The sequence below is a fragment of the Providencia sp. PROV003 genome (assembly GCF_045040775.1).
GTDB lineage: Bacteria > Pseudomonadota > Gammaproteobacteria > Enterobacterales > Enterobacteriaceae > Providencia > Providencia huashanensis.
Map to the genome: position 1 here is coordinate 1,143,815 of NZ_CP096369.1, position 24,081 is coordinate 1,167,895.

The 24,081-nt window shown below is 42.9% G+C and carries 21 protein-coding genes and 1 pseudogene; 13 read left to right on the top strand and 9 right to left on the bottom strand.

Features of this window, described 5'->3' with window-relative positions; genetic code table 11:
* The first annotated feature begins 21 nt into the window (after nucleotides 1-21).
* The 8 genes from nusA to M1F14_RS05230 all read left to right on the top strand — a co-directional run bounded on the left by nusA (nucleotide 22) and on the right by M1F14_RS05230 (nucleotide 11,783).
* A complete protein-coding gene (gene nusA / locus M1F14_RS05195) occupies nucleotides 22-1,530 on the top strand; it encodes a transcription termination factor NusA (protein WP_042845741.1) in 1,509 nt (502 codons plus the stop codon).
* Between the two features lie 23 nt (nucleotides 1,531-1,553).
* On the top strand, nucleotides 1,554-4,292 hold the full coding sequence (gene infB / locus M1F14_RS05200; RefSeq protein ID WP_042845740.1) for a translation initiation factor IF-2: 2,739 nt from the start codon (nucleotides 1,554-1,556) through the stop codon (nucleotides 4,290-4,292).
* 111 nt (nucleotides 4,293-4,403) lie between these two features.
* Complete coding sequence (gene rbfA, locus M1F14_RS05205; RefSeq protein ID WP_042845738.1) at nucleotides 4,404-4,814, top strand: 30S ribosome-binding factor RbfA; 411 nt, start codon at nucleotides 4,404-4,406, stop codon at nucleotides 4,812-4,814.
* Complete coding sequence (truB, locus tag M1F14_RS05210; protein WP_042845737.1) at nucleotides 4,814-5,767, top strand: tRNA pseudouridine(55) synthase TruB; 954 nt, start codon at nucleotides 4,814-4,816, stop codon at nucleotides 5,765-5,767. Before rbfA ends, truB begins: the two co-directional genes overlap by 1 nt.
* 112 nt (nucleotides 5,768-5,879) lie before the next feature.
* Nucleotides 5,880-6,149: a 30S ribosomal protein S15 gene (gene rpsO / locus M1F14_RS05215; RefSeq protein ID WP_004905890.1), complete on the top strand. Its 270-nt coding sequence runs from the start codon at nucleotides 5,880-5,882 to the stop codon at nucleotides 6,147-6,149.
* Nucleotides 6,150-6,548: 399 nt separating this feature from the next.
* A complete protein-coding gene (gene pnp, locus M1F14_RS05220; RefSeq protein ID WP_048605846.1) occupies nucleotides 6,549-8,672 on the top strand; it encodes a polyribonucleotide nucleotidyltransferase in 2,124 nt (707 codons plus the stop codon).
* A 97-nt stretch (nucleotides 8,673-8,769) separates the two neighbouring features.
* The gene (nlpI, locus tag M1F14_RS05225; RefSeq protein ID WP_225833090.1) at nucleotides 8,770-9,687 is read left to right on the top strand and encodes a lipoprotein NlpI; all 918 of its coding nucleotides are present in this window, start codon (nucleotides 8,770-8,772) and stop codon (nucleotides 9,685-9,687) included.
* 170 nt (nucleotides 9,688-9,857) lie between these two features.
* Complete coding sequence (locus tag M1F14_RS05230) at nucleotides 9,858-11,783, top strand: DEAD/DEAH family ATP-dependent RNA helicase (protein ID WP_048605850.1); 1,926 nt, start codon at nucleotides 9,858-9,860, stop codon at nucleotides 11,781-11,783.
* A gap of 209 nt (nucleotides 11,784-11,992) precedes the next feature.
* Here the strand turns inward: M1F14_RS05230 and M1F14_RS05235 are convergent, their stop codons facing one another.
* The 4 genes from M1F14_RS05235 to M1F14_RS05250 all read right to left on the bottom strand — a co-directional run bounded on the left by M1F14_RS05235 (nucleotide 11,993) and on the right by M1F14_RS05250 (nucleotide 15,065).
* Nucleotides 11,993-12,124 (bottom strand): hypothetical protein, encoded by a 132-nt coding sequence (locus M1F14_RS05235; protein WP_257786023.1) that lies wholly within the window; start codon nucleotides 12,122-12,124, stop codon nucleotides 11,993-11,995.
* A gap of 97 nt (nucleotides 12,125-12,221) precedes the next feature.
* Nucleotides 12,222-12,485 (bottom strand): hypothetical protein, encoded by a 264-nt coding sequence (locus tag M1F14_RS05240; protein ID WP_181469353.1) that lies wholly within the window; start codon nucleotides 12,483-12,485, stop codon nucleotides 12,222-12,224.
* 159 nt (nucleotides 12,486-12,644) lie between these two features.
* Nucleotides 12,645-13,361 (bottom strand): two-component system response regulator BtsR, encoded by a 717-nt coding sequence (gene btsR / locus M1F14_RS05245; protein WP_042845734.1) that lies wholly within the window; start codon nucleotides 13,359-13,361, stop codon nucleotides 12,645-12,647.
* 18 nt (nucleotides 13,362-13,379) lie between these two features.
* Entirely contained in the window at nucleotides 13,380-15,065 is a 1,686-nt protein-coding gene (locus M1F14_RS05250; RefSeq protein WP_181468821.1) for a sensor histidine kinase, read from the bottom strand.
* Between the two features lie 1,011 nt (nucleotides 15,066-16,076).
* Here M1F14_RS05250 and M1F14_RS05255 point away from each other — a divergent pair.
* From M1F14_RS05255 to M1F14_RS05265, 3 genes are read left to right on the top strand one after another with little or no spacing between them, the layout of a single operon-like run.
* Nucleotides 16,077-17,048, top strand: a complete 972-nt coding sequence (locus M1F14_RS05255; protein ID WP_042845733.1) for an HlyD family secretion protein — start codon at nucleotides 16,077-16,079, stop codon at nucleotides 17,046-17,048.
* A gap of 11 nt (nucleotides 17,049-17,059) precedes the next feature.
* Nucleotides 17,060-18,205, top strand: a complete 1,146-nt coding sequence (locus M1F14_RS05260) for an ABC transporter permease (protein WP_042845732.1) — start codon at nucleotides 17,060-17,062, stop codon at nucleotides 18,203-18,205.
* A complete protein-coding gene (locus M1F14_RS05265) occupies nucleotides 18,205-19,359 on the top strand; it encodes an ABC transporter permease (protein ID WP_042845731.1) in 1,155 nt (384 codons plus the stop codon). The genes M1F14_RS05260 and M1F14_RS05265 overlap by 1 nt, the downstream gene beginning before the upstream one ends.
* Here M1F14_RS05265 and M1F14_RS05270 read toward each other — a convergent pair.
* From M1F14_RS05270 to M1F14_RS05285, 4 genes and pseudogenes are all read right to left on the bottom strand, one after another.
* Nucleotides 19,356-19,829: a type II toxin-antitoxin system YhaV family toxin gene (locus M1F14_RS05270; protein ID WP_405127779.1), complete on the bottom strand. Its 474-nt coding sequence runs from the start codon at nucleotides 19,827-19,829 to the stop codon at nucleotides 19,356-19,358. The genes M1F14_RS05265 and M1F14_RS05270 overlap by 4 nt on opposite strands.
* A 34-nt stretch (nucleotides 19,830-19,863) precedes the next feature.
* A pseudogene (locus tag M1F14_RS05275) lies at nucleotides 19,864-20,263 on the bottom strand (type II toxin-antitoxin system PrlF family antitoxin).
* Nucleotides 20,264-20,301: 38 nt separating this feature from the next.
* Nucleotides 20,302-21,177, bottom strand: coding sequence for a U32 family peptidase (locus M1F14_RS05280; RefSeq protein WP_042845730.1), 876 nt, complete (start codon nucleotides 21,175-21,177; stop codon nucleotides 20,302-20,304).
* Between the two features lie 17 nt (nucleotides 21,178-21,194).
* Nucleotides 21,195-22,190, bottom strand: coding sequence for a peptidase U32 family protein (locus tag M1F14_RS05285; RefSeq protein ID WP_042845728.1), 996 nt, complete (start codon nucleotides 22,188-22,190; stop codon nucleotides 21,195-21,197).
* A 516-nt stretch (nucleotides 22,191-22,706) separates the two neighbouring features.
* Here M1F14_RS05285 and M1F14_RS05290 point away from each other — a divergent pair.
* Nucleotides 22,707-23,231, top strand: coding sequence for an SCP2 domain-containing protein (locus M1F14_RS05290; RefSeq protein ID WP_042845726.1), 525 nt, complete (start codon nucleotides 22,707-22,709; stop codon nucleotides 23,229-23,231).
* Entirely contained in the window at nucleotides 23,225-23,728 is a 504-nt protein-coding gene (locus M1F14_RS05295; RefSeq protein ID WP_071548688.1) for a GNAT family N-acetyltransferase, read from the top strand. The genes M1F14_RS05290 and M1F14_RS05295 overlap by 7 nt, the downstream gene beginning before the upstream one ends.
* On the opposite strand, the gene M1F14_RS05300 is transcribed toward M1F14_RS05295, so the two are convergent.
* The gene (locus M1F14_RS05300; protein WP_048605870.1) at nucleotides 23,701-24,039 is read right to left on the bottom strand and encodes a GIY-YIG nuclease family protein; all 339 of its coding nucleotides are present in this window, start codon (nucleotides 24,037-24,039) and stop codon (nucleotides 23,701-23,703) included. The two genes, M1F14_RS05295 and M1F14_RS05300, sit on opposite strands and share 28 nt — an antisense overlap.
* Between the last annotated feature and the right edge of the window lie 42 nt (nucleotides 24,040-24,081).

Genomic DNA, 24,081 nt, shown 5'->3' on the forward strand with positions numbered 1-24,081 from the left:
AAGTTCAATGAGGCAACTAGGATGAATAAAGAAATTCTGGCTGTTGTAGAAGCGGTTTCTAACGAAAAATCCCTCCCTCGTGAAAAAATCTTCGAGGCTCTGGAAACGGCATTAGCGACGGCAACCAAAAAGAAATATGAGCAAGAAATCGATGTTCGTGTTGAGATTGACCGTAAATCCGGTGATTTTGATACGTTCCGTCGTTGGTTAATTGTCGATGAAGTGACAATGCCAACTCGCGAAATCACATTAGAAGCAGCGCAATACGAAGACCCTGCACTGCAACTAGGTGAGTATGTTGAAGACCAGATCGAATCTGTTGTGTTTGACCGCATTACAACACAAACTGCAAAACAAGTTATTGTTCAGAAAGTTCGTGAAGCTGAACGTGCTATGGTTGTTGACCAATTCCGTGAGCAACAAGGCGAAATTATCACTGCTCAAGTGAAGAAAGTTAACCGTGAAAACATCACGTTAGACTTAGGTAATAACGCTGAAGCGGTTATTCTGCGTGAAGATATGTTGCCACGTGAAAACTTCCGCCCAGGTGACCGCATACGCGGAGTCCTGTATGATGTCCGTCCTGAAGCTCGCGGCGCACAACTTTTTGTTACGCGTTCTCGCCCGGAAATGTTGGTTGAATTATTCCGCATTGAAGTGCCTGAAATTGGCGAAGAAATTATTGAAATTAAAGCCGCTGCGCGTGATCCAGGTTCTCGTGCAAAAATCGCTGTAAAAACTAACGATAAACGTATCGACCCAGTTGGTGCTTGTGTTGGTATGCGTGGTGCGCGAGTTCAAGCCGTTTCTAGTGAGTTAGGCGGCGAGAGAATCGATATTGTGTTATGGGATGATAACCCAGCTCAGTTCGTTATTAATGCAATGGCTCCGGCTGATGTTGCATCTATCGTCGTCGATGAAGACAAATGCACGATGGATGTTGCCGTAGAAAGCAGTAACTTGGCACAAGCAATAGGGCGTAACGGTCAAAACGTTCGTCTAGCTGCTCAGTTGCTGAAAAAACACCGTGGTGATGACAAATGGGAACTGAATGTCATGACCGCAGAAGAGCTAAATGCAAAACATCAGGCAGAAGCACATGCTTCTATTGATACATTCACCAAGCATCTTGATATTGATGAAGAGTTCGCCACTGCACTTGTTGAAGAAGGCTTCTCTACGTTAGAAGAACTGGCTTACGTGCCTATTAATGAACTTCTGGAAATTGACGGTCTTGATGAAGATACCGTTGAAGTTCTACGTGAAAGAGCGAAAGCTGCCCTCACCACAATTGAGTTGGCTCAAAAAGAGAGCCTAGGTGATAATCAGCCAGCAGAAGATTTGTTGAATCTTGACGGTATGGATCGTACTCTTGCCTATAACTTGGCTACTCGTGGAATCTGTACACTGGAAGATCTTGCTGAGCAGGGCATCGACGACCTGATTGATATTGAAGGTCTGGATGATGAGAAAGCAGGTACGCTCATCATGGCCGCACGTAATATTTGCTGGTTCGGTAACGATGCGTAAACACTGTAGCAGGAAGGAACGGCATGACAGAAACTGTAAAAACATTGGCAACGGAAATTCAAATCACAGTTGATCGCCTGGTACAGCAATTTGCTGAAGCAGGGATCAAAAAAAGTGAGAATGACTCTGTTAGCCAGTCAGAAAAAGAAGCTTTACTGAACCACCTAAACCGCGAACAAGGCGGGGCGGCGGGTCAGCCAAGTAAGTTAACACTACAACGTAAAACTCGTAGTACGTTGAGTGTTCCGGTCACCGGTGGCAAAAGCAAATCGGTAAATGTTGAAGTCCGCAAAAAACGCACTTATGTGAACCGTGACGCTGAAGAAGCGAAAGCGGAAGAGCAGGCACAGCGTGAAGCGGAAGAGCAGGCACAGCGCGAAGCTGAAGAACTGGCACAACGTGAAGCACAAGCTAAGCGATTAGCAGAAGAAGCTGCAAAACGCGAAGCAGAAGCAAACGCAAAACGTGATGCCGAAGATAAAGCAAAACGTGAAGCAGCAGATAAAGCTACGCGCGAAGCAGCGGAAAGAGAAAAAGTGAAACCAAGCGAAAATCATCAAAAAGCAGGCAAATCGTCTGAAACTAATGCCGACAAACAACGCCGTGAAGCTGAAGCTGCAGAGCTAAAACGCAAAGCTGAAGAAGAAACTCAACGTAAAGTTGAAGCAGAAGCGCGTCGTGTTGCTGAAGAAGCCCGTAAAATGGCTGAAGAAAATGGCGAAAAATGGACGGCTGAAACTAAAACTGAAGAAGACAGCGATTATCATACAACCACTTCTACGCACGCTCGTGCCGCTGAAGATGAAAATGATGCGAAAGAAGAAGGCCGTCGTTCTCGTAACCGTACCGCTAAAGCACCTCGCCAGAAAAAAGGTAACAAGCTTTCAGAGAAAGCTGATCGCGAAGAAGAGCGTGCAGCAGGTCGTTCAGGTCGTACTAAAGGTAAACAACGTAAAGGCAGTTCCTTACAGCAAAGCTTTACTAAGCCAGCTGCTGCGGTAAACCGCGATGTTATCATTGGTGAAACGATCACTGTAGGCGAACTTGCTAATAAAATGGCGGTTAAAGGCTCTCAAGTCATCAAAACAATGATGAAGATGGGCGCTATGGCGACTATCAACCAAGTGATTGACCAAGAAACTGCACAGCTTGTTGCAGAAGAAATGGGTCACAAAGTTATTCTGCGTCGTGAAAATGAGCTAGAAGAAGCGGTAATGAATGACCGTGATACAGGCTCTGCATTACAAGAACCACGCGCACCAGTTGTTACTATTATGGGTCACGTTGACCATGGTAAAACGTCTTTACTTGACTACATTCGTTCAACGAAAGTGGCATCAGGTGAAGCCGGTGGTATTACTCAGCATATCGGTGCGTACCACGTACAGACCGATAAAGGTATGATTACCTTCTTAGATACCCCAGGTCACGCCGCGTTTACCTCTATGCGTGCTCGTGGAGCACAAGCAACGGATATCGTTATCCTTGTTGTTGCTGCCGATGATGGTGTTATGCCACAAACAATTGAAGCTATTCAGCATGCGAAAGCAGCGGGTGTACCAATTGTGGTTGCAGTCAACAAAATCGATAAGCCAGAAGCTGATCCAGACCGCGTCAGAAATGAGTTATCTCAATACGGTGTTATTTCCGAAGATTGGGGTGGTGATACTCAGTTCATTAGCGTATCAGCTAAGAAAGGTACAGGTATTGATGACCTACTGGATGCTATCTTACTGCAAGCTGAGGTTTTAGAACTGAAAGCAGTTTATGCAGGAATGGCAAGCGGTGTTGTTGTTGAATCCTACTTAGACAAAGGTCGTGGCCCAGTGGCAACTATCTTAGTTCAAGAAGGTACACTGAACAAAGGCGATATCGTCTTATGTGGGTTTGAATATGGCCGTATTCGTGCAATGCGTAACGAATTAGGTAAAGAAGTTCAATCTGCAGGCCCTTCTATGCCAGTTGAAATTTTGGGGCTATCAAGCGTCCCATCTGCTGGTGATGAAGCGACAGTAGTTCGTGATGAGAAAAAAGCCCGTGAAGTTGCTCTATATCGTCAAGGTAAATTCCGCGATGTTAAATTAGCGCGCCAGCAGAAATCTAAACTGGAAAATATGTTTGCGAACATGGAAGAAGGTAAAGTTTCTGAACTGAATATCGTGCTGAAAACTGACGTTCAAGGTACTTGTGAAGCGATCACTGACTCTCTGATGAAACTGTCAACTGATGAAGTTAAAATTAAAATCATCGGTTCTGGCGTTGGTGGTATCACTGAGACAGATGCAACATTGGCAGCGGCATCAAATGCTATCATTCTTGGCTTTAACGTCCGTGCAGATGCATCTGCGCGTCGTGTCATTGAAAGTGAAAGCGTTGATTTACGTTACTATTCCGTTATCTATAGCTTGATTGATGAAATCAAACAAGCAATGAGCGGTATGTTGGCACCTGAATACAAACAACAAATCATTGGTCTTGCAGAAGTCCGCGATGTATTTAAATCACCGAAATTTGGTGCTGTTGCAGGTTGTATGGTTACAGAAGGTACCATCAAGCGTAATAACCCAATTCGTGTACTGCGTGACAACGTGGTTATCTACGAAGGTGAGTTAGAGTCTCTGCGTCGCTTTAAAGATGATGTTGCTGAAGTTCGTAACGGCATGGAATGTGGTATCGGTGTTAAGAACTACAACGATGTTCGTGTCGGCGATATGATTGAAGTCTTCGAAGTTATTGAAGTTAAGCGTTCGATCGACGGTTAATTTTATAGATACCCGTAATATCACTTTGTTATAAAGCGAATCGGGTAAATATCTTCATACTTTATTTTCCATTGGGGGGCTTAGCCCCCCAATTTGTCAGGAGATAGAACAATGGCAAGAGAATTCAGTCGTTCTCAGCGCGTTGCACAAGAAATGCAAAAAGAAATTGCAATCATTTTGCAACGTGAAGTGAAGGATCCTCGCATTGGTATGGCAACGGTTTCTGGTGTTGAACTGTCTAGGGACTTGGCATACGGTAAAGTATTCGTTACGTTTTTAAATATCTCTCATGAAGAACATGAGTCTGATATGGTAAAAGAAGGCATTAAAGCGCTGAATGAAGCTTCAGGTTTTATTCGTTCTTTATTAGGTAAAGCCATGCGCTTACGTGTTATTCCTGAACTGACATTCTCTTATGATAGTTCTTTGGTTGATGGTATGCGTATGTCTAACCTCGTTTCGAATGTCATTCGCGATGATGAAAAACGTCGTGCTGATGCAGATGATAAAGAGGAAAAATAATGGGGCGTCGTCGTAGCGGCCGTGATATCGACGGTGTAGTGCTGCTGGATAAACCTACGGATATTTCTTCTAATGATGCGCTGCAAAAAGTGCGGCGCTTTTTTAATGCTAATAAAGCTGGGCATACAGGGGCGCTTGATCCGTTAGCAACAGGTATGTTGCCCGTTTGCCTTGGTGAAGCAACGAAGTTTTCCCAATTTTTACTCGATTCAGATAAGCGTTATCGTGTAGTAGCTCGTTTAGGTCAACGTACTGATACATCGGATTCTCATGGCGAAATCATCAGCGAGCGTAACGTTGAGTTTACGCCGCAACAGTTAGATGACGCCTTAGCGTTTTTCCGAGGCGATACACTGCAAGTACCTTCGATGTATTCCGCATTAAAACACCAAGGTCGTCCATTGTATGAATATGCACGTAAAGGGATTACGGTTGAGCGTGAAGCTCGTCCAATTACTGTGTATGAACTACAGTTTATTCGTTTAGAAAATAATGAGTTAGAACTGGAAATTCATTGCTCGAAAGGGACTTATATTCGTACTATTGTTGATGATTTAGGCGAAATGTTAGGCTGTGGCGCTCATGTGATTTATCTACGGCGTATTCAAGTCGCTAATTACCCATATGAGCGCATGGTAACATTAGAGCAATTAGCCGCTTTGCGGGCACAAGTAGATGCAGGAGAAGGTTCTTTTGAATCATTACTGGATAGCTTGTTATTGCCAATGGATACCGCAGTTGTTCATTTTCCAGCTATCAATATAACTGAAGAAACAGCGGCTTACTTTAAACAGGGTCAACCTGTTAGGGCGAATGTTGAAGGTCTCATTGAAGGGGACATGGTCCGAGTGACTTGCGGTGAAGAGCAGCGTTTTATCGGTATTGCTCTGATTAGCGAAGATGGCCGTGTGGCACCAAAGCGTTTGGTTGTGGAAAATGAACAATCCGCATAGTGGCGCTTATTGCTTTGCTGTTATAAGCAGCGTAGAATAGCGGCGCTTAATCTTGAGATGCTAAATTAGAGATTGGCTCTCATCACTTACATTAATCATTTTGGAGTTTATTATGTCTCTAAGTAATGAAGCGAAAGCTAAAATCGTTGCTGAGTTCGGCCGCGGTGAAAATGACACTGGTTCAAGCGAAGTACAAATCGCTCTGCTGACTGCACAAATCAACCATCTGCAAAGCCACTTTGCAGAGCACAAAAAAGATCACCACAGCCGTCGTGGTCTGTTGCGTATGGTTGCACAACGCCGTCGCTTACAAGCTTACTTGAAAGGTAAAGATATCGCACGCTACACTGCTCTGATTGAGCGTTTAGGTCTGCGCCGCTAATCTTACTCTAGATAATTCCAGTTGCGGCTAGGCGACCAATGAGTGAGTGGCTAGGAATGTACATCAGTATGTGACTAGTACGAGTGAGTGTAGTCAACAACGTTGCAACTTGAAGTATGACGAGTAGAGTCAGTTTCAGAGAAAAGGGGCCACAGGCCCCTTTTCTTCTAAAAGTTATTTTGAAAGTTGAAGTAATACTCGAATTGTTCTTAACTTAAATGTTAAGCTATGGTTTGTAATTAGTTGTTTTAATAATGCCTCTTCGCTACATCCGATTCGCGCGGCTAATGAGAACATTGATGACTTGAATATCAATCTTCTCATTAGTCGCGAGGCTGTAGGAAGAATAAGTCAATGCTATCCGAGATGCTCAGATAGCCTTACAAAAAGGGTAATATTGTGTTAAATCCTATTGTTCGTAAATTCCAATATGGTCAACATACCGTTACGATTGAAACGGGAATGATGGCGCGTCAAGCGACAGCCGCTGTTATGGTTAACATGGATGACACTGCGGTATTTGTTACTGCGGTTGCTCAGAAGAAAGTTAAAGAAGGTCAAGATTTCTTCCCTTTAACTGTTAACTATCAAGAACGTACATACGCAGCAGGCCGTATCCCAGGGAGTTTCTTCCGTCGTGAAGGTCGTCCTGGTGAAGGCGAAACGTTAATCGCACGCTTAATTGACCGTCCACTGCGCCCTCTGTTCCCAGAAGGTTTTTTAAACGAAATTCAAATCATTGCTACAGTTGTGTCTGTTAACCCACAAGTTAACCCTGACATCGTTGCGATGATCGGTGCATCTGCAGCTCTTGCGCTGTCTGGCACGCCATTTAATGGCCCAATCGGTGCTGCTCGTGTTGGTTTTATCAATGACCAATATGTTCTTAACCCAACAGCTGATGAGCTGAAAAACAGCCGTTTAGATTTAGTGGTTGCAGGTACCAATAACGCGGTCTTAATGGTTGAATCTGAAGCTGACTTGTTAAGCGAAGAACAAATGTTAGGTGCGGTCGTATTTGGCCACGACCAACAACAAATTGTTATTCAAAACATCAATGAGTTGGTCAAAGAAGCAGGTAAAGAAAAATGGGATTGGCAGCCAGAGCCAGTTAACCAAGCATTAAATGACCGCATTGCGGCATTAGCAGAAAGCCGTATGGGTGATGCTTACCGCATTACTGAGAAACAAGAACGTTACGCGCAAGTTGATTTAATCAAAGATGAAGTCATTGCTACATTAGTCGCTGAAGATGAAAACGTTGATGTTTCTGAAGTTGCTGATATTTTAGGTAACTTAGAAAAACAAGTTGTACGTAGCCGTGTTATCCGTGGTGAACCTCGTATTGACGGTCGTGAAAAAGACATGGTTCGTGCACTTGATGTGCGTACCGGTGTTCTGCCACGTACTCATGGGTCTGCATTGTTCACACGTGGTGAAACTCAGGCACTGGTAACTGCAACTTTAGGTACAGAGCGTGATGCACAGGTTATCGACCAGTTAATGGGCGAATACACTGACCGTTTCTTATTCCATTATAACTTCCCTCCATACTCTGTTGGTGAAACTGGTATGGTAGGTTCACCGAAACGTCGTGAAATTGGTCATGGTCGTTTAGCGAAACGTGGTGTGTTAGCTGTAATGCCAGATCACGCAGATTTCCCATATACTGTCCGTGTTGTATCTGAAATTACTGAATCTAACGGTTCATCATCTATGGCTTCTGTCTGTGGCGCTTCACTCGCATTAATGGATGCAGGTGTGCCAATTAAAGCTGCTGTTGCTGGTATTGCAATGGGGCTGGTGAAAGAAGGTGACGATTTTGTTGTCCTATCTGACATTTTAGGTGATGAAGACCACTTAGGTGATATGGACTTTAAAGTTGCCGGTAGCCGTGATGGTATCAGTGCACTGCAAATGGATATCAAAATCGAAGGGATTACCAGCGAAATTATGCAGGTTGCTCTGAACCAAGCGAAAGGCGCACGTTTGCACATCTTGGGGACGATGGAACAAGCTATTAATGGTCCTCGCGAAGAAATCTCTGAATTTGCACCACGTATCTATACGATTCGTATCAATCCAGACAAAATTAAAGATGTCATCGGTAAAGGTGGTTCTGTCATCCGTGCATTAACGGAAGAAACAGGCACTACGATTGAAATCGAAGATGATGGTACAGTGAAAATTGCTGCAACTGATGGTATTAAGGCGAAAGAAGCCATTCGCCGTATTGAAGATATTACTGCTGAAGTTGAAGTTGGTCGTATTTACCCAGGTAAAGTGACTCGTATCGTTGACTTTGGTGCATTCGTTGCTATTGGTGGCGGTAAAGAAGGTCTAGTACACATTTCTCAAATCGCAGATAAGCGTGTTGAGAAAGTGACTGATTATCTGCAAATGGGTCAAGAAGTCCCAGTTAAGGTATTAGAAATCGACCGTCAAGGCCGTATCCGCCTTAGCATGAAAGAAGCGGTAGCAACTGAGGAACCAAGTTCGCAACCTCAGGACTCAGCAGAATAAGTTGACCTAGCTGCGCTCTATTTGTTTAGAGCGCTATCAGCCTAAATTTGCTGAAACCATAATTTGTTGTAAATGCGTGGTAATGTAAGGGCGGAGTATGTTGAACAGTATCTGTCTTCGGGTAAGAGATTATCGCACGTTACCGCGTGTGCTCTTGGCGCTTATCTTTTTTGTTATTATTGGATGTAGCAGCAAAGATTGGCGAAAGAACGAGGTTTTTGCCGTTCCACTTCAACCTTCATTGCAACAAGAAGTGATATTGGCTCGTATGGAACAAATCCTTGCGAGCCGGTCTTTAACCGATGACGAATACGCACAGCTTTTATATGAGCGCGGTGTGTTGTATGATAGTCTAGGTTTAAGGGCGCTGGCGCGTAATGATTTTTCAACTGCGTTAGCCATACGTCCTGATATTCCTGAAGTTTTTAATTTTTTAGGGATATATTTTACGCAGGCAGGGAACTATGATGCTGCCTATGAAGCGTTTGATTCTGTTTTAGAGCTTGATCCAACTTACAATTTCGCGCGGATGAATCGTGGCATCGCTTTATATTACGGTGAACGGTACAAACTAGCGCAGGATGATCTGCTGGCGTATTATCAGATAGATCCAAATGATCCTTTTCGTGTTTTATGGCTTTATCTTGTAGAAAAAGACATAGACCCGCGTACGGCACAAGATAATCTTGCTGCTCGTTACAACCAAGCGGAGAAAGGGCAATGGGGCTGGAATATCGTAGAATTCTATCTTGGCAATATCAATGAAACAACATTGATGGAGCGTTTGAAAGAAACGTCTACGGATAACACTTCGCTCGCTGAGCATCTCAGTGAAACTAACTTCTATTTAGGTAAGCATTACCTAAGTCTGGGGGATAAGAATAGCGCAGTTGCGTTATTCAAACTGACGGTAGCTAACAACGCTCACAGCTTTGTTGAACACCGCTATGCATTGTTGGAATTGGCGCTGTTAGGCCAAGAACAAGACGACCTTTTAGAATCGGGCCAGCAATAGCTGACGAACATTTCATGATTAATTTTTAAGTCATCATCCCTCGGGGTGACGGCCTATTTGTTCGTTTAATAAACACAATTTGAGCCAGTTCACATTTTAAATGAAAATGACCGAAATGATTTTCGCATGGTTATGTAAACTGGCTGCCATTATGTATGAGGCACCTTTACATGACTACTGAGACCGATATTTCTTTTGCTGATTTAGGTTTATCAGCATCTATTTTGACAGCACTGAACGACCTGGGATACGAAAAACCATCACCAATCCAGCAACAATGTATTCCATTGTTAATGGATGGTAACGATGTATTAGGTATGGCACAAACCGGTAGTGGTAAAACCGCTGCATTTAGTTTGCCATTACTGCAAAACATTGACCCAGATTTAAAAGCTCCGCAAATTTTAGTTCTGGCACCAACTCGTGAGTTGGCTGTTCAGGTAGCTGAAGCGATGAGCGATTTCTCTAAACATATGAGCCGCGTTAACGTCGTTGCTCTATACGGTGGCCAACGTTATGACGTGCAATTGCGCGCGTTACGCCAAGGTCCACAAATCGTTGTGGGTACACCTGGCCGTCTTCTTGACCATCTGAAGCGTGGTACTTTAGATCTTTCTAAATTAAAAGGCTTAGTCTTAGACGAAGCTGATGAAATGCTACGAATGGGCTTTATTGAAGATGTTGAAAACATCATGGGCCAAATTCCAGCAGAGCACCAAACCGCATTGTTCTCTGCGACAATGCCTGAGCCAATTCGCCGTATTACGCGTCGCTTTATGAAAGAACCTAAAGAGATTCGTATTCAGGCAAGCATTACCACACGTCCTGACATTGCTCAAAGCTACTGGACTGTTTACGGTATGCGTAAAAATGAAGCGTTGGTTCGTTTCTTAGAAGCAGAAGATTTTGATGCGGCGATTATTTTCGTCCGTACTAAAAATGCAACATTAGAAGTCGCAGAAGCATTAGAGCGTAACGGCTATAACAGCGCAGCGCTGAATGGTGACATGAACCAAGCTCTGCGTGAGCAGACATTAGAGCGCCTGAAAGATGGTCGTTTAGATATCTTGATTGCAACTGACGTGGCAGCTCGTGGTTTAGACGTTGAGCGTATTAGCTTAGTCGTTAACTATGATATCCCTATGGATGCTGAGTCTTATGTTCACCGTATTGGTCGTACTGGCCGTGCAGGTCGTGCGGGCCGTGCCTTACTGTTCGTTGAGAACCGTGAGCGTCGCCTGTTACGTAACGTTGAACGTACGATGAAACTGACTATTCCTGAAGTTGAACTGCCAAATGCAGATTTGTTAAGTCAACGTCGTCAGGAAAAATTTGCTGAAAAAATCCAGCAACAATTAGAAAGCAGCGATTTAGACCAATATCGTTCACTGTTAGCGAAAATGTCTCCATCAGAAGATGTTGATATGGAAACTCTAGCAGCAGCGTTACTGAAAATGGCTCAAGGCGAACGCGCCCTGATCCTACCACCAGATGCACCTCGTCGTCCGCGTCGTGAATTCAACGACCGTGATGATCGCCGTGGTGACCGTCGTGACCGCAATAGCAATGGTAATGGTTTTGACCGTGCAGAGCGTGGGGAGCGTGGCGGTCGTCGTGAGCGCCGTGATGTTGGCGATATGGAAATGTATCGTATCGAAGTTGGTCGCGATGACGGTGTGGAAGTTCGTCATATTGTTGGTGCGATTGCTAACGAAGCGGACATCAGTAGCCGTTATATTGGTAATATCAAACTGTTTGGTACTCACTCAACCATCGAGTTACCAAAAGGTATGCCAAGCGAAGTGTTAACTCACTTAAGCCGTGCACGTGTATTAAATAAACCAATGCAAATGCAACTGATTGGTGATGCACAACCGTTTGAGCGTCGTGGCGGTGGTGAGCGTCGTGGTGGTCCTCGTCGTGAAGGTGGTAGCGAGGGAGGTTTCGGTGCAGGTCGTCGCAATGACCGTGGTGGTGAGCGTCGTAGCAACGGTGGTGGTGAACGCCGTGGCGGTGGTAACCGTGGCAATGCAGCACCTCGCCAAGATGGCACTAATGCGGCACCTCGTCGTCGTAGCAGCAGCCATAACGCGTAATAGCTAGGTTTTGGGGAGTTTAATCCCAATAAAACGAAACCCGTACTTTGAAGTGCGGGTTTTTTTATTAGTCATTTTTATTTAAGTATATAGTGGCGATAAAGCGTTTTTTCTAAATCTTGTGCTGTGCTAATAAAAAGTAGGATAACGACGTTATTTGTTTGCTTATCAAATTCATATAAACAGCGATATTGGCTAGTTATATCGATTCACTCTCGAATAAGTAGACCATTATTGGCTAACATTTGATTTGGGCGATAAGGTTTAGGATCTTCTGATATTGCTTTTACGGATGATAGAAGTAGCTCATCAACAAACGCTGCAGCTTGAATACTACTCATAAAATTGATTTTTAAACGATTCTACATCCTGTAGTGACCATAATGCAGTTTCTGCGAGGGTGACCGTATATGGTTGTTCCATCACAATTTCCTTTCATTATTTTCTTGCTGCACGTAATTTTTCTAGCGCTTCTTCTGGTGATAAGGTTCTTTTATTTTTAACATCATCTTTTGCTGCCATCACCAATTTTAGTAGTGCATTTGCTTGGCGCTCTCTTTCTTTTAGCTCTATTTCACGTTCCACACTAGTTTGAATAAAAAGCTCAGACTGCCCATTTTTTGTTACAAAAACGCCCCTCTTAAAGAGCTCAGGGTTACCAAGGCCTTCACGTGCTGCTTTTTGCGACATTGTATTAGATATATTTTGTTCCTATAAATGGTGAACACACAACACGGAATACAGAATAACGTATTGTGTGTTTTTTGAACTTATGTTTCTGTTTATAGAAAAATTGTTTTGATGTACAAATTTATTATTAATTTATACACCAAGTGCATGTGTGAGAAGTCGAAGAGCCATTTAGACTAAACCCAATGCCTCTTTTAGTGGTTTGAGGTAACGGCGGCTAACGGGGATGCGTTCGCCAGAGCTAAGTACTAACTCGGCTTGCCCACTATCGCCAAATAAAATTTCATTTAATTGGGTCATATTGACTAAGTATTGGCGATGGCAGCGCACTAGCGGTGTACGAGTTTCTAAGGTGCGTAATGTGAGTTCAGTAAAGCCTTCTTGCCCTTGTGTACTCATGACGTAGACGCCACTCAAACGAGAAGTTGCATACAATACTTCATCGAGTTTCATCAAATAAATACGGCTATGACCAGTACACGGAATAAATTTAAGTGGTTCATTATTACCCAGTAGCTCAAGGTTTTGTTTTTGTTTACCTTGACGGAGCCGGCTTAATGTTTTCTCCAATCTTTCTGGTTCAAGGGGTTTTAATAAATAATCAAAAGCATGTTCTTCAAAAGCCTGAATAGCAAATTCATTAAAAGCGGTTAGAAAGACAATATAGGGGCGGTCTTCAGGATCTAACATGCGCACCATTTCAAGGCCAGTTAGGCGCGGCATTTGGATATCGAGAAAGACCACATCAGGCTTTTTTTTATGGATTATCCCAATAGCTTCTATCGCATTGGCACATTCGCCAATGATTTCAATATCATCGTGTTCTTCGAGGAGGCAACGGACGTTTTCCCGCGCAAGTGGTTCATCATCAACAATTAATACATTCATAGGGTTACATTATCATTATTATGGTGCCGCCAAATACGGTAGGCGGATTTTCATTCGTGTGAATTTTTCTGACTCATGCTCTACGCTAATGCCGTATTGTTCGCCATATTTTAAACGCAAACGTTTATCGACCAAGCCCATCCCTAAGCCATCACTTTGCTTCGCAGATTGGTAGAGCCCTGCGTTGTCTTCAATTTCAATATAGACGTGTTCGCTACCGATATAACTACGTATTGTAATATATCCCGTCTCTAATAACTGTGAGGTGCCGTGTTTAATTGCGTTTTCAACAAGAGGTTGTAAGGTAAATGCAGGGAGTTCAACATGTTTAACTTCCTCTGGAATGTCGATGTAAATCTGTAAGTTTTCTTGAAAACGAGCTTTTTCTATTTGTAAGTAAGCATTGATATGTTCAATTTCTTCTCCCAAAGTGGCATTTTGTTCCGGACGTTTTAAGTTATTACGGAAAAAGGTCGAAATATATTGCACTAATTGCCCCGCTTGTTGGCTGTCTTTGCGGATCACGGCCTGCAACGTGTTGAGTACATTAAATAAAAAATGAGGGTTTACTTGGGCATGGAGCAATTTTACTTCCGATTGTAGCAGCGATTGTTTATTGCGTTCGTATTGCCCTGCCAAAATTTGAGCTGAAAACAAGCTGGCAATCCCTTCACCTAATGTACGGTTGATTGAGCTAAATAGGCTATTTTTGGCTTCATAGAGTTTTATGGTCCCAATCACTCGGTCATTTTCGCCTCGTAGGGGAATGACGAGTGCCGAGCCAAGTTTACAAGTTGGGCTGAGGGAACATTTATACGGTGTTTCATTCCCATCGGCATAGACAACCTCATTATTATCAATGGCTTGTCTTGATTGTGTCGATGAGATTGGTGTTCCAGGTCGGTGGTGGTCTGCCCCAATACCAATAAAGGCGAGTATTTTTTCGCGATCGGTAATGGCAACAGCTCCAATTTCCAGTTCTTGGTAAATAATTTTGGCAACTTTCATGCTGTTATCCGCATTAAAGCCTTTACGTAGAATACCTTCGGTCGTTAAGGCAATTTTAAGGGCCTGTGCGGAAAAAGCGGTAGTGTATTTTTCAACAATTGCGCGTCGGTCGAGTAAAATACGAATAAACATGGCTGCACCAATGGTGTTCGCGACTAACATCGGTGCGACAATACTTCTCACCAGCTCAAGGGCTTCATCGAAAGGGCGCGCAAGTAATAGAATAATCAGCATTTGTAGGACTTCAGCTACAAAAGTCGCACAACTGGCAGTAACTGGGTTAAAAATTTTATTAATTTCGCCACGTTTCATATAGTAACGATGGACTAAGCCACCAATGAGCCCCTCGACAATGGTCGAAACCATGCAAGCAAATGCACTCATCCCTCCTAATGAATAACGGTGTATTCCGCCAGTAAAACCAACGGCAAACCCGACAGCAGGGCCGCCAAGTAGCCCACCTAATACCGCACCAATTGCCCGAGTATTGGCAATGGAATCATTGATATGTAAGCCAAAATATGTCCCGATAATACAAAATACGGAAAAAATCAGGTAGCACATCACCTTGTGGGGTAAGCGGATAGTGACTTTCAATAAGGGAATGACGAGTGGGGTGCGGCTGAGCGCCCATGCGATAACAAGGTAGACGCACATTTGCTGGAGTAGGAGTAATATTAAATCAAATTCGTACATGCTCGTCATATTTCACATTGTGGGGGTGTTGACTTTGTCATCTCGCCCTAGTCACATACTACTGTATGCTCCTAGGGTCTCGTTTCCTCGTCGCCTACCCACAATGCGAACTATTTAGAGCATGGCTCGTCATGTGCACGTTATGGGATGTTGACTTTGTCATCTCGCCCTAGTCACATACTACTGTATGCTTCTAGGGTCTCGTTTCCTCGTCGCCTACCCACAATGCGAACTATTTAGAGCATGGCTCGTCATGTGCACGTTATGGGGGGTTGACTTTGTCATCTCGCCCTAGTCACATACTACTGTATGCTCCTAGGGTCTCGTTTCCTCGTCGCCTACCCACAATGCGAACTATTTAGAGCATGGCTCGTCATGTGCACGTTATGGGGTGTTGACTTTGTCATCTCACCCTAGTCACATACTACTGTATGCTCCTAGGGTCTCGTTTCCTCGTCGCCTACCCACAATGCGAACTATTTAGAGCATGGCTCGTCATGTGCACGTTATGGGGTGTTGACTTTGTCATCTCGCTCTAGTCACATACTACTGTATGCTCCTAGGGCCTCGTTTCCTCGTCGCCTACCCACAATGCGAATTATTTAGAGCATGGCTCGTCATGTGCACGTTATGGGATGTTGACTACGTTCAGCTCTTTGGGTCATATACTGATGTATGCTCCCCAAGATGTCTTCTCTTGTCGCCTACCCACAATGTGAACTATTTAGAACATGGCTCGTTATATTTTGCATTGCGGGAGTTATTCACTTTAGCGTCTATTTTAGTCTTTATTTGGCGAGTGATTATACCGTAAGTCATTGGTTAAGTAATCGACATTTGAGTAAAGGACATTCATCATTATTTGACATAAGAAAAAAATCGATTCAATATTAGACAATGCCCTACCTTTTCGTGATCTTGCGCACGAATTTATTAACGCTGTATTTAATTTTCTTGTCATACTCTAGGGATGATAGTTTCCCCCGTTATTATTTAAGGTTCACATAAATAATGAAAAAAAGAACAATAGTACTGATTTTGCTGATGCTCATTTTAATAGCAGCAGCTGCACTTTTTCATTCCCATAATCAATATTTATTGTTGCAGGGAGAAGTGGATGCACCTGAAGTTATTGTCACCTCAAAAGCGAAGGGGCGAGTGGTTGAACGCCATGTCGAGCGTGGGGACGATGTCAAACAAGGGCAGCTTTTATTAACATTAGAAAGCCCTGAGTTGCAAGCGCAATACGAAGCCTCAAAAGCGGCAAGGGACCAAGCAAAAGCTCAGCTCGAACAATCGATTAACGGGACCCGAGCAGAGACTATTCGGGACCTTAAAGCCACATTAGCGCAAGCAAACTCACAATATCAAAATGCTTCTCGCGAATATGCGCGTTTGAGTAATTTAAAAAGCAAAGGGTATGTTTCAGCAAATGAACTTGATAATGCCCGTAAAGCTAAAGATGTTGCATATTCTCAAGTACAAGGTGCAAAAGCTCGGTTAGAAGAGGGGCAGAATGGGGATCGTGTTGAGTTACGAAAACAATACGAAGCAGCTCTGAATCAAGCAGAACAAAAACTTACAGAGCTACAAGTACAGGTTGATGACCTACAAGTTAGAGCGCCTGTTGACGGTGAAGTCGGCCCTATCCCAGCAGAAATAGGTGAACTATTCAATGCAGGCAGCCCGTTAATTTCATTAATTCGCTTACCTCAGGCTTATTTCATTTATAACTTGAGAGAAGATATTTTAGTCAATGTGAAAAAAGGCGATAAAGTTCAACTTGATGTGCCCGCATTAGGCAATAAGGTGATTGAGGCTGAGGTTCGTTATATTGCACCAAAAGGTGATTACGCAACAAAGCGTGCAACCCGTGCAACTGGTGACTTTGATTTAAAAACGTTTGAAATTCGTTTATATCCATTAGAGCCAATTGATGGGCTGCGGCCCGGTATGAGTGTGCTATGGCACTGGGATAAGTAAAAGGTGTTGCCATGAAATTAAAGTTCGCTTGGCAAGGCTTCGAGCATGCTTTTAGCCGTGAAACTAAAATGGCTATCCGTAGCCCTGTTTTTCACTGGTTGAGCTGGTTGTTTCCATTGATGTTGTTTACGTTGGTGAGTTCTAACTTTTCAGAAGGAACGCTGATGGATTTGCCTGTGTCAGTGGTAGATGACAACCATAGTCCAGTATCTCGGCAAATTATTCGCGACTTGAATTCAGGCCCTCACGCAGATGTAAAAACTATCGATGACAATCTGAATACATCCTTAAAAAGATTAGGCAGCTCAAAAGATTATGCATTACTGTACATCCCCCATGATTTTGAAGAGGATGTGTTAAGAGGGCGCCAACCTGAACTGCGTATGTACTACAACGCTTTATTTTACGCATCGGGAAGTTATGCAATTCAAGACTTTAGCGGCTTAGTTGCGGAGCTAAATGCAAAGTATCGCCAAGAACTGGCGAGGTCGATGGGAAAAGCACTACCGCCGTTGGCGCAAGTGACACTTTCTTATGACAGCTTGTTCAATCCGAGTGGTAGTTATATTTATTACCAGCAGTTTGCTGCGACTATTCATATGTTACAGCTGTTTGTCGTCACAGCGACTATTTATACTATGTCGCGAGGGAGCACTTTACAAAGCGTTAAACCTTTCGCTACTGCCCTATTAGGGAAGATGGCCCCATATACGTTATTTTTCACGACATTGTTGGCAATTGAACTTGCTGCACTCGTGACCATTTTTGATGCTAAAGTGGTGGGTAACCCATTGTATATGCTGGTGGTAGGCTTCTTTTATGTGATAGCGGCACAAAGTATTGGGGTATTACTATTTAGCTTTACCTCTAGTGCTATTATGGCTTATAGCTTAATAGGGATGCTAGTGAGTATCGCTTTAGCGTTCTCAGGAATGGCTGTGCCTGAATTATCGATGATTTTACCCGCGCGAATTATTTCTAATATTGAACCCCTTACGCATACACTTAATGCAATGTTCGATATTTTCTTACGGGAAATTTCGTTTGGTCGAATTGTAGAAGTTTGTTTGTTTTTATTAATTTACCCTGTCGTAATTGCCTTTTTAGTTCGTAAACGCTTGGTTAAGCGGCTTGCAACTCAAGGAGGGGAAGTTTAATGGCGGTCTATTTTGCGACTTTCCGTAAAGTGCTACTGGGTATGTTAGAAAAGCCGATGTGGCTACTACTTTTAGTCTCATTGTGCGTGATGAGTTTGGTCTATGCAAAACCTGTTTTATGGGATTTGCCTGTTGCCGTGATCGATATGGACCATAGCACTGCTAGCCGCGAACTAATCCGTGATTTAGACGCGACGCCAAAAGTACAATTGCATGGTTATGATAACCTTGCGCAGGCTCGTCAGGATATGATCGCTAGAAAATTATTTGCGATAATTATCATTCCAACCGATTTTCAGCAGCATTTACTAAGTGGTAAAAGCATTACTGTCCCTGTCTATGGTGATGCGACTAACCGCCTCGCTAGCGGCCAAATTCAACAAGAGCTTTCAAAAGCATATCAAACTCTTTTAAACGCTTATAATACGCAATTACTAACAAAAGCAGGTTATAGCAAAGAACAAGCCAAAGTTATCATTACCCCAGTCCGCAGTGAAACTGAGCCGTTGTATAACCCCGGAGTCAGCTTTGCGGCCATTGTTTTCCCAGGTTTATTGGTGATGTTGTTACAGCACTCCTTGTTGATCGCTTGTGTGCGCGTCAGTATTGCGATCCGTTCAACACCGAAAGGTAAACCGCCTTTAGCCGTTTATTTGGGAGCATTATCTGCGTTAATACCCATTTGGTTGTTTTTATCTACGGTCTTTTTTGCACTTTGGCCATGGGTATTGGGCTTCCGGCAAGAAGCACCGCTGTACTTAATTTGGATATTTACCTTCCCGTTCCTATTAGCGGTTATTGGCCTAGGCAAGTTGGTAACAGAATGCTTGCGCAGTGTTGAAATGATCTATTTAACGTTAGCGTTTATCACTACGCCAGTGTTTTATATGTCAGGCACTATTTGGCCATTACAAGCGATGCCAGATTGGGTACGTATGATTGCTTCAGCATTGCCATCAACATGGGCCACAAACGCCATGGCAGGCCTTAACCAAATGGGATTGCCGTTTAGTGAGGTGTTGATGGATATCGTTATGATGCTAACACTTGGTGTAATTTATACGGTTATTGGTGTGTTTATTGGCATGCTAAGAGATGGAGAGTTACGCCATATTAGCTATATGTTTAACCGTTGGCGTAGGCATCGGCATTAATCGTTATTTTTGAGTAGGAAACCTATGGCTGAGTTAGGAACAACGGCTTTTGTTGCCATTTTTGCTTCTTGGCTTAAGGTTTCCCAGTCATCAGGAGGGCTTAGCATTGAGGCAAATACTTGATAGGCATCATTTTTGGAACTATATGAACGTAATGTACTGAAATCATTTACCCAACTAATAATGATGATTTTATCTTTTTCACTGCAACGAAAGAATAAACAGAACTGCTGTAAAAATTTAGCCCGAAACCAATGTTTGTGTTTTGTTCCTAAGGTATTACCTTGGTAAAAAATTGGGTCAAGTGGGTTGACTGCAATTCGTTCTGTTATCACTTTATTAATTGTAGCGAGTAATTTTGTGGGAGCTTTCTTTTTATAGCCTATTGGGGCAGATTTTTTTAAGGTTTGTACTGTACTGACTAATGCAACTAACTGTTCTAAGAAACATGAGTGAAAAAAATTTTCCATCCGTTAATTTCTAACATTCCCTGTGACTCCATGATTAACTATCAGTAAGTGGTGCATCTAAATCAATGTCGATATCCGCAGTAAGTTCATTGACCTTATTCCATAATGCTACAGGCACAGGATAAAGGTGTCGTGGATTTTCTTTCATATCTTTTTCTAGGAAATTGAGAAACTATAGGGTTCTCATGGGCGTTTGTTTGCCTAGAAATAATGACATTACCATCTGCTAATAGCGAATATTCAATTATTTCACCAGGTTGTAAGTATAAAGCATCATATATGGCCGCAGGGATAGTTGTTTGACTGCGTTCGGTAAGGCGGGATTTTGCACGTAAAGAAACAGTGCTTGGGTTTATATCAATCATTTTATTTACTTCAAAAATTTCCAGTCTATCCTCAGTGTAATGTAAATGCATTGTGCAATGCATTTGCATTACACTGAGGATAGGTGGTTATGAGGTGGGTAATAGGCTTAAGGCACCATCGACAACCCTGCAATTTGTCGCCAGTAACCATTGCAATTTTGGTTGATAATATTCAACGGGATCTCCCCATTTTCATTGGCTTTAAACTGCTTGATTACCTCAAGGGTCTCAATGCCTTCAGGTGAAATGCGCACAATATCCACAAGGTCATGCATTGAATACAGGTCATTGCCGAGGTTATAGCAAGCGCCACTGAGTGTTTGAATACCATTTAAGGTAAATACTTGCTGCTGTTCTTGAGAAAGAACCTTGCGCCCTTGGGGGTAGTTAATACAGCAAGTCTCACATTCGTCTTTTTGCCGATTTTCTGAACGAGCCGTAAAACAGCGGGCAGAGTAGGCCAGAGGTAAATGACCGTAGCTCATCACTTCCACCTCAAATTTACCGTGGATACCAATATCATCACATTGATTGAGCAAATTAATTAGCCAATCACGAGATAGCTCTACAGGCATACACCAGCGCGTCATACCTTGGCGTAATAAAATATTTAAAGTTTGTGCGTTATAGCAATTTAACCCGTGCCCAGCGACAAAAGGAAGGTTTCTTTCGACTAACATGTTGACCACACCAAAATCATGGGCTTCAACGAGAAACTCACCATTATCAACTAACTTGCTGATTTCTTTAAGTTCGGAAGGGGCTTGAAGAAGGGCAAGGGTACTCAGAACAATTTGTTTGCCGCTCTTGGCCAGTTGTTGGGCGAGCTCTATCCAATCATTGGGTTTCATTTCTCGGCGCTTACTGCAAACCGTTTCTCCAAGGTAGATAATATCGGCTTCACTTTCGATTGCGCACTGATAAAATTCACTTAATGTGTGTTTTGGCCAGTAATAAAGAACCGATCCTAATGAGTACTGCATAATATTTACCTTTTCAATTACTGCCACTTGCGATGATAAGCACCCAAAGTCGTCTGGCTGCCTTCTGAAAGCCCACCTAATACTTTTAGCCATTTAGGGTCGGTGGTGAAGTTATCAGGGTTGGCTTTGTAACGGTCAATCGCTTGGCGCCAAATCCGTGTTACCTCCGTGACATAAGCAGGGCTGCGCTGGCGGCCTTCAATCTTAACCGAAGCAATACTAGCGGCCATGAGTTCTGGTAACAGTTCAATCGTGTTGAGGCTAGTTGGTTCTTCTAGGACGTGGTATTTTTGACCATCGACAAGGTAACGCCCCTTACACAAAGTAGGGTAGCCTGCATTTTCATGTTCTTGGTAGCGGTCGATTAAGACGTCATTCAGGCGAGACTCCATACCATTTTCTGTTTGCTGCCAACGAACAAAACGAGCTGGTGAGCAAGCGCCTACGGTGTTTGGTGATTCGCCCGTTAAGTAGGAAGATAAATAACAACGGCCTTCAGCCATGATGCATAAACTACCAAAAGCAAACACTTCAAGCGGCACAGGGCTATTTCTAGCGAGTTGTTTTACTTGATGAATAGATAAAACGCGTGGAAGGACAACACGATGTACTTGAAAGTTTCGCTGATAGAAGCGGATCGCTTCTGTATTGGTGGCTGAAGCCTGAACCGATACGTGTCTTTCGATATGCGGGTACTTGTTTGCTGCATACTCTAACATCGCGATATCGGCTAAGATTAACGCATCAGCCCCTAAATCCGCAGCAAGATCGACGGAGTTTTGCCAACGTTCATAACCGGTAGGGTGTGCAAATGTGTTAATCGCAATATGCAATTTGCGATTATGGTTATGAATGTAGCGCTCTGCTTCATGCAGCTTTTTTTCAGTGAAATTGAGCCCTGCGAAGTGGCGCGCATTGGTATCGTTTTTTAACCCAATATAAACAGCATCTGCGCCGTTATCGACAGCGGCTTTCAACGCAGGCAAATTCCCTGCTGGGCAGAGTAATTCCATTGGCCTATCCCTGTATAAAATTTAACAACGGACATTCTAGTCAAGGGAACTGTTATAGATTTTGATTTAGAGCAGAGAAATTGTTAATGGATATCAGTATTCGTTAATTAAGGCTGTGGGTGACTGAATTAGTGAGTGACTTTTTTGTGAGTTAGGGCACTAAAGAATAAAATGAGACCCGTTTCATAAATCTGGATATTAAGTCATTTTTGGTTATTTATTGATCATGATTTGTGGTAAAAGCCACCAATAGAAACTATCCATTTTGTTAAAAATAAATATGGGTGACATGGGCAAAAATTGATATAGGATCAGACCAATAAGGTGTTTTTTTGGCAAGATAACTCATCGTGAGCTAAATAGTGTATTGATGATCTCAGTAATTGGGGTTATTAACTACAAATATTTTGTTTAACTAATTGAATATACAATATGTTACCCTAAATAATTCGAGCTGCTACTGTTGTTGAGTAGTTACCCGAAAACGGGCAGACAATTAAGACGGGAGTCAGTACTGTGCTAGGTAAAATTCGTTCTCAACTCATCACAAAAGGTCCTTCATTTTTGAAATTACCTTTAAAAGTGACCCCATTTGCTGTGCAACGCCATGTGCTTGAACAGCTACTAAGTTGGCAATTTCGTGAGTCAGTCAAAGAAGGGGAACTCGATTTTCTCGAGGATAAATGGCTAAAAGTTGAAGTTCGTGACTTATCATTGGTGTGGTTTATCAGTTTGCAAGATGGCCAATTAGCCGTTAAACAGAACGCACAAGCTGATGTCAGCGTTAGTGGTAATGCAAACGACCTTATTTTGATAGCAGCACGTAAAGAAGATCCCGATACTTTATTTTTCCAACGTCGCTTGGTGATTGAAGGGGACACCGAATTAGGTTTATACGTTAAAAACTTAATGGATGCTTTTGAATTGGAAAATATGCCGGCTCCGCTGCGTTTTGCTTTACTGCAATTGGCTGAGGTGATTAAAACGGTTCATGATAGCGAGGACGTAGAGCACAAATCGCCTGCGTTAACTTCATGTTAATTCGAGTTGAAATCCCAGTCGATGCAATGGGAATTGATAAGCTATTGCGTGAAACTTTTCCAACAGAAGCGGAAGCTAACCTTGTTCAGCACTTGCGAGAAGACGGCTTATTAACGCTTGGTGTTGTTGCGACCAATGACAACGGCGAAGTCATTGGTTATGTAGGCTTTACACCTGTTGATGTCAATGGTGAAGACGTACAATGGGTTGGGTTAGCTCCTTTAGCGGTTAGTAAAGCTCACCAAGGCCAAGGCGTTGGTGAAAAATTGGTTTATGAAGGGTTAGATAGCCTGAATGAATTTGGTTATGGTGCTGTCGTCGTTTTAGGGGATGAGCGTTACTATTCACGTTTTGGTTTTGAACCAGCCTCAAAACAAGGAGTGAATTGCCAATGGCCTGAACAACAACCCCATTTCCTGATATGTGGGCTCGAAAATGGCGAAATAGGGGCTCATCAAGGCCTAGTGACTTATTCTTCACACTTCAGTAATTTATAGTTAGCTAAGTAATCAATGAGATTATCAGGCTGGTCAATGACCAGCCTTTCTTTTACCTTTTTATTCAACTTCTTAATTTGATATTCCACTTGTGAGGCAGTTGATCGTGAACCGACAAAACACGAGAAAGCTAATATAAGTGGCGTTTTCCCTTTCAATGCTTTTGCGCCTGTACCCGCTTTATGTTGTTCAAAACGGCGTTGCACATCTGTCGTGATACCACAATACAAGGCATTATTTTTCTCTCTTACTAAGTAAAGATACCAATTACTTTGCTGATCTTCGCTTTTTTTTGATGTGTTTTTTATCATTTTGTGCTGGCGTGTTGAGATAAAACAATAGGTTAACAACGA

What these genes read in the sequence shown, in the direction of transcription:
- nusA (WP_042845741.1), top strand. Translation starts at nt 22, where the DNA reads ATGAATAAAGAAATTCTGGCTGTTGTAGAAGCGGTTTCTAACGAAAAA.
- infB (WP_042845740.1), top strand. Translation starts at nt 1,554, where the DNA reads ATGACAGAAACTGTAAAAACATTGGCAACGGAAATTCAAATCACAGTT.
- rbfA (WP_042845738.1), top strand. Translation starts at nt 4,404, where the DNA reads ATGGCAAGAGAATTCAGTCGTTCTCAGCGCGTTGCACAAGAAATGCAA.
- truB (WP_042845737.1), top strand. Translation starts at nt 4,814, where the DNA reads ATGGGGCGTCGTCGTAGCGGCCGTGATATCGACGGTGTAGTGCTGCTG.
- rpsO (WP_004905890.1), top strand. Translation starts at nt 5,880, where the DNA reads ATGTCTCTAAGTAATGAAGCGAAAGCTAAAATCGTTGCTGAGTTCGGC.
- nlpI (WP_225833090.1), top strand. Translation starts at nt 8,770, where the DNA reads ATGTTGAACAGTATCTGTCTTCGGGTAAGAGATTATCGCACGTTACCG.
- M1F14_RS05230 (WP_048605850.1), top strand. Translation starts at nt 9,858, where the DNA reads ATGACTACTGAGACCGATATTTCTTTTGCTGATTTAGGTTTATCAGCA.
- M1F14_RS05235 (WP_257786023.1), bottom strand. Translation starts at nt 12,124, where the DNA reads ATGAGTAGTATTCAAGCTGCAGCGTTTGTTGATGAGCTACTTCTATCA.
- btsR (WP_042845734.1), bottom strand. Translation starts at nt 13,361, where the DNA reads ATGAATGTATTAATTGTTGATGATGAACCACTTGCGCGGGAAAACGTC.
- M1F14_RS05250 (WP_181468821.1), bottom strand. Translation starts at nt 15,065, where the DNA reads ATGTACGAATTTGATTTAATATTACTCCTACTCCAGCAAATGTGCGTC.
- M1F14_RS05255 (WP_042845733.1), top strand. Translation starts at nt 16,077, where the DNA reads ATGAAAAAAAGAACAATAGTACTGATTTTGCTGATGCTCATTTTAATA.
- M1F14_RS05260 (WP_042845732.1), top strand. Translation starts at nt 17,060, where the DNA reads ATGAAATTAAAGTTCGCTTGGCAAGGCTTCGAGCATGCTTTTAGCCGT.
- M1F14_RS05265 (WP_042845731.1), top strand. Translation starts at nt 18,205, where the DNA reads ATGGCGGTCTATTTTGCGACTTTCCGTAAAGTGCTACTGGGTATGTTA.
- M1F14_RS05270 (WP_405127779.1), bottom strand. Translation starts at nt 19,829, where the DNA reads ATGGAAAATTTTTTTCACTCATGTTTCTTAGAACAGTTAGTTGCATTA.
- M1F14_RS05280 (WP_042845730.1), bottom strand. Translation starts at nt 21,177, where the DNA reads ATGCAGTACTCATTAGGATCGGTTCTTTATTACTGGCCAAAACACACA.
- M1F14_RS05285 (WP_042845728.1), bottom strand. Translation starts at nt 22,190, where the DNA reads ATGGAATTACTCTGCCCAGCAGGGAATTTGCCTGCGTTGAAAGCCGCT.
- M1F14_RS05295 (WP_071548688.1), top strand. Translation starts at nt 23,225, where the DNA reads ATGTTAATTCGAGTTGAAATCCCAGTCGATGCAATGGGAATTGATAAG.
- M1F14_RS05300 (WP_048605870.1), bottom strand. Translation starts at nt 24,039, where the DNA reads ATGATAAAAAACACATCAAAAAAAAGCGAAGATCAGCAAAGTAATTGG.